Below are 5,181 nucleotides of genomic sequence, written 5' to 3'. Positions count from 1 at the left end.
GATGTCCTCTCCCGAGAATATGCACCCTCTGTGTGTCTATCCCGGCTCCGAGCCTATACCTCGACATTGTGCACAACCGCTGTTCCGCGGCGACCGACGGCGATATCGCCGGGTTCTGGCGGTGCGTGGGGTGGACCTCTTCCCTTGGTTCGGGAGGCGGAGCTACCGTAAATAGATGACCGAATCTGCTGACGTCATCGTCGTCGGAGCCGGACTCGCCGGATTGGTCGCCACGGCTGAGTTGGTCGACGCCGGCAAACGGGTGCTCGTCGTCGAGCAGGAGAACATCAACAATGTGGGCGGCCAAGCATTCTGGTCATTCGGCGGACTGTTCCTGGTGAACAGTCCGGAGCAGCGCAGGGTCGGCATCAAAGACTCATATGACCTCGCGATCCAGGACTGGATAGGCAATGCCGGATTCGACCGCGAGCGCGAGGACAAATGGCCACGCGCATGGGCGCAAGCCTTTGTCGAATTCGCCGCCGGTGAAATGCGCGGTTGGTTGGCCGAGCGCGGCTGGAAGGCGTTTCCGGTCGTTGCCTGGGCGGAACGGGGTGGCTACGGCGCGTACGGGCCGGGCAACTCGGTGCCCCGTTTCCATATCACCTGGGGAACCGGGCCACGGATCGTCGAGATCATCGAGTCTCGGGTTCGGGCCGGCGTCGACCAGGGGTTGGTGGAATACCGGTTTCGACACCAGGTCGACGAACTCGTCGTCACCGGCGGCACGGTCAGCGGTGTGCGTGGCACCGTCCTCGAGCCCTCGGACGCGGCGCGAGGCGTCGAGTCGTCGCGGAAAGCGGTGGGCGAGTTCGAGTTCAGCGCGCAGGCCGTGATCGTCACCTCCGGCGGTATCGGGCACAACCGCGAGCTGATCCGGCAGAATTGGCCCACGCGCATGGGCCGCGCGCCCGAGCACATGCTGGCCGGCGTTCCTGCCCATGTGGACGGTCGGATGCTGGCGATCTCGGAGTCCGCGGGCGCGAGCGTGATCAACCGGGACCGGATGTGGCACTACACCGAGGGCATCATCAACTACGACCCGGTGTGGCCCAACCATGGCATCCGCATCGGTCCGGGACCGTCATCGCTGTGGCTGGACGCGACCGGAAAGCGGCTCCCCCCACCGCTGTTCCCCGGCTTCGACACGCTCGGCACGATGCAGTACATCAACCGGACCGGATTCGACTACACCTGGCTGGTCCTGGACCAGAAGATCATCGAGAAGGAGTTCGCGCTGTCCGGTCAGGAACAGAACCCTGACCTGACCGGCCGCAACATCAGGTTGTTGCTGGAACGGGTGAAGAAGGGGGCGCCGGGTCCGGTCGAGGTGTTCAAGCGCAGGGGTGCCGATTTCGTGGTCGAGGACACCCTGGACGACCTGGTGCGACGGATGAATGAGCTGGCAGGCGACAACGTGCTCGATGTGGCGAGTGTGAAGCGTGAGGTGACCTCGCGGGATCGCGAGTTCGGCAACGCGTTCAACAAGGACCTCCAGATCGCGGCGATCCATGCCGCGCGTGCCTACCTGCCCGACAGAATCACGCGAGTGGCCGCACCACACAAGCTGCTCGATCCCAAGGCAGGCCCGCTGATCGCCGTCCGGTTGCATCTGCTCACCCGAAAGACGCTGGGCGGCTTGGAGACAGACCTCTCGTCGCGAGTGCTGGGGCCGGACGCAGCGGTGGTCGAGGGCCTGTACGCCGCTGGTGAGGTCGCGGGGTTCGGCGGTGGCGGAGTGCACGGGTATCGCGCGTTGGAGGGCACTTTCCTGGGCGGATGCATCTTCTCCGGGCGTGCCGCAGGCCGGGCGGTTGCTGGTCGGCTGTGAGGCCACCTGGCGCGGCAAGAACTCGTCTCGGCCCTGCGCCGAGGCGAGTTGGAGCTGTCGGCAATTGCAGGGCTTCTCGCCGGGTCCGCTGACCGCCACGATCCGCCCAGCTCAGCAGGGCGAATCAACTCGGACCGGTAGGCGGTTGAGGTACGCCGCATCCGAAAAGTCTACCCGTCGCGGCACACAGAGGAGACCCGAAACTGCTGGCCGCCGACCGACAGCGGACAGAACCTTGAATTGAGGTGGCTGGCAGCGCAGTGTGCGAAACGGTTGTTCCACAGGGGTTCACACCGGCCCGGGAACGCGCGGAAGCCGCCTGATCACGAAGTCGTCACGCCGAAGCAGGAGTCTGTGCACCGGTGTCGGCCTCATGACATAAGCTGTGGCCCCGGCACCGTGATGTCCGTGCCGTGTTCTGTGCTCGACGGAGATGCCCGCAGTTTCGATTTAGATCTGTCGGGTCGAACATCACGCTCTTCTGCTCACGTTCCGCTGACAAGCGGTGTTGCGCTCCATCCGTGGCGATTGTGCTGTTCGGTTCGATAGCTGCCCTGGACGGATCACCTCGCACGAAGGATCGGTATGAAGAGCGGAAAACGCGCGTGGATTGCAGCACTCACGGGAACCCTGGTGGTCGTTGCCGCCGGGGTCGTGGCCACACCGACGGTAGGGGCCCAGCCGCCGCAGTTGAAGGTGGCGGGGGGTGACATCGTCCGTGCCGATGGTTCGGCGACGGCGGTCACGATTCCCGGCCCGGGCGGGCCGATACCGGCACGATCCACCCGCCTCGTCTACACCAGCAACGACACCCACGGCGCGCCGAAGACGGTGGTCGGCACCTATCTGGAGCCGACTCAGGCCTGGACCGGCCCCGGCCCGCGACCACTGGTGGCCTACGCGGGCGGCGCACAGGGGCAGAGTGCCGACTGCTCGCCGTCGGCGATGCTGGGGCAGGTGATCCGGTACCAGCCGCCTGCCGATGTGGTGTTCGAATACGACATCATCGCGATCTATCAAATCCTGGCGAGCGGGATGCCGGTGGTGATGACCGATTATCACGACTTCGCGGTACCGGGAGTGCACGACTTCCTCAACCGTAGGACGCAGGCGCACGCGGTGCTGGATTCCGCGCGCGCCACGCTGCGGCTGCCCGGTTCGGGGCTCGGCCCGGATTCACCGGTCATCATCTACGGCTACTCCCAGGGCGGGATGGCCTCCGCTGCCGCCGGCGAACTGCAGGCCGAGTACGCACCCGAACTCAACGTGCGCGGGGTGCACGTGGGCGGGCCGGTGGTGGGGCCGCAGGATTTCATCGTGCGCAGCGACGGTAACCCCGGCGTCGCGCCTGCGATCGCGTGGGTGCTCAACGGAATCGCCGCCGACTACCCCGACACACGCCCGGTACTCGACGCCGAGCTCAACGACACCGGTAAGGCGATCCTGCACGACTCCGTCGGCACGTGTGGGGGCGGTCTCTCCGAGACTTTCGTCCAGCCCCAGGACACGTCGCGGTGGACGACCAGCGGACGGCCGCTCACGGCCGTGATCGACGGTTCCCCCGAGTTGAAGAAGGCGTTCGACGAGCAGCGGCTCGGCGGGTCCGCTCCCGCGGCGCCGGTGCGCGTCTACTCGGCCAGGTACGACGACAAGGCCGCGTACCCCGCCGCGCGTGATCTGGTCGCGCGATGGTGTGGTGGTGGTGCGGCGGTACTGCTGGATGCGGACGACACGGTGCCCGCGATGTCGGGCGTCTTGGGCACCCACGATCTGGGCTTCTTCCCGTCGCTGACGAGCTCGCAGCCCTGGATGGTCGATCGCCTCGCCGGCGTGCCCGCTCCGGTGAACTGCGCGGCGCTGCCCTAGCCGCGCCGACCTCCATCGACCCTCGAGGCCACGCCAGTCGGCCGCATCGCCCCACTGTCAACTCCGGTGGCTGCGATGCGGTCAGGTGAGGATGCGGGTCGGGGGACCGGGAATTCGACGCCCATGAGTCCGGCCTCCGGGCCTTGGCTGCTCATCATGTGGCGTGCGGTGTGCTCGACGGCACCACCCAGTTCCCGCCGGGCGATCCTGAGCGGCTCGCGCGCAGCATGCGGATGGCGCGCAGTGCGTGGGGCGGTTCGCTTCCGAATCTTGCGGATCCGCCGAGGTAATGAGTGACCAGGTCGGGGGCGGAGTGGTCTTCGAGGCTGGTGAAGCCGAGGGCTCGCAGCTGTGCGGCAATATCGTCGGGCGTGAAGTAGCTGTATACGGGTTCGCCGACGTCGGCGAGTCGATCAGCACGTGCCTGCTGGTGCGCACTGTCTTCGTCGGTGTTCGCGGGCTGTAGGTAGTCGAAGACCACCTCGACCGGCTGGGCCTGACCGGCTATGTATTCGAGAGTGGTGTGGGCGGCGTTCGGAGTCAGATAGAAGACGACGCCGAGCCACACGAATACGGCCGGTTCCGTCCGGGTGAATCCGGTGGATTCCAATCCTGCTGCCAGTGTTTGTGTTTCGAAATCGACCGGCACAAAGGCCAATGTCTCAGGGCGGTCGATTCCGGCGGCGGTCAGACGTTCGCGTTTCCACGCTTGGGTGGCGGGGTGGTCGACCTCGAAGACACGCAAGTCCGGAAACGGATTGCGATAGGCGAACGTGTCCAGGCCTGCGCCGAGGACAACGACCTGCCGCACACCCGCGGCGACGGCCGCGGCCACGACGTCCTCGGCGAAGCGCGCGCGTGTGGCGAAGAACAGCCGACGGGGCCGATCGCTGGCCCCGTCACCGAGGTGATCGGTTGTGGGCGTGCCCAATTCGGCCAGTTCCTCGGCGGTGACGCCGAGCAGACGTGCCGCCAGAGGATCGGTGAAGATCAGTGGCCGGTCAACGATCTGGTGATAGGCGCGGGCGTAGGCGGTGATGAGCGCTGTCCGGCTGGGTCCGTCGTTGTCCATGTTCAAGAACCTACTTGCGAATGCGGCACACGCTCTATGAACTCACTCACGCAATCCGTGACAGTTCATACTGATCCGCTGCGTGCACCAGACCCAGCTGCCAGGCAAAGACGCAGCGGCCGACCTCCACACCGAGGCCGACCGCCGCGAAGTTCAGCCCGAGATTCGTTTCTTGAGACCATCCAGACGCAGATCAGGCAGACGCAGTTCGGACCGACTGCCAACAAAGCGGATGCTCAACACCTCGTCCGTGACAACGACTTCCGGCTCACCACCCGGTCCAGCCCGGCAGCGCTGGTCGGGTGGTCCCAGGTGGCTACAGACCTAATCCGGTGCGTAGGGTCGGCCAGGAACTGTGGAGTGCGTCTTGCCAGTACGGCCATGCGTGGGTGCCGAACAGGGTGTAGCGCAC

General features: G+C 66.0%; 3 protein-coding genes. 2 read left to right on the top strand and 1 reads right to left on the bottom strand.

The window, feature by feature from the left end; all coding sequences use genetic code 11:
- Window positions 1–175: 175 nt before the first annotated feature.
- Together ACFWF3_RS23465 and ACFWF3_RS23460 are read left to right on the top strand one after the other, a co-directional pair.
- Window positions 176–1,831 (top strand): FAD-binding dehydrogenase, encoded by a 1,656-nt coding sequence (locus tag ACFWF3_RS23465; RefSeq protein ID WP_379315286.1) that lies wholly within the window; start codon window positions 176–178, stop codon window positions 1,829–1,831.
- A 585-nt stretch (window positions 1,832–2,416) separates the two neighbouring features.
- Window positions 2,417–3,697: a lipase family protein gene (locus ACFWF3_RS23460; RefSeq protein WP_379315285.1), complete on the top strand. Its 1,281-nt coding sequence runs from the start codon at window positions 2,417–2,419 to the stop codon at window positions 3,695–3,697.
- Between the two features lie 154 nt (window positions 3,698–3,851).
- On the opposite strand, the gene ACFWF3_RS23455 is transcribed toward ACFWF3_RS23460, so the two are convergent.
- Complete coding sequence (locus tag ACFWF3_RS23455; protein ID WP_379315284.1) at window positions 3,852–4,769, bottom strand: class I SAM-dependent methyltransferase; 918 nt, start codon at window positions 4,767–4,769, stop codon at window positions 3,852–3,854.
- Window positions 4,770–5,181: the final 412 nt, after the last annotated feature.

It is taken from the genome of Nocardia sp. NPDC060220 (assembly GCF_042727815.1).
Taxonomy (GTDB): domain Bacteria; phylum Actinomycetota; class Actinomycetes; order Mycobacteriales; family Mycobacteriaceae; genus Nocardia.
This window is presented reverse-complemented; position numbering and strand designations above follow the sequence as displayed.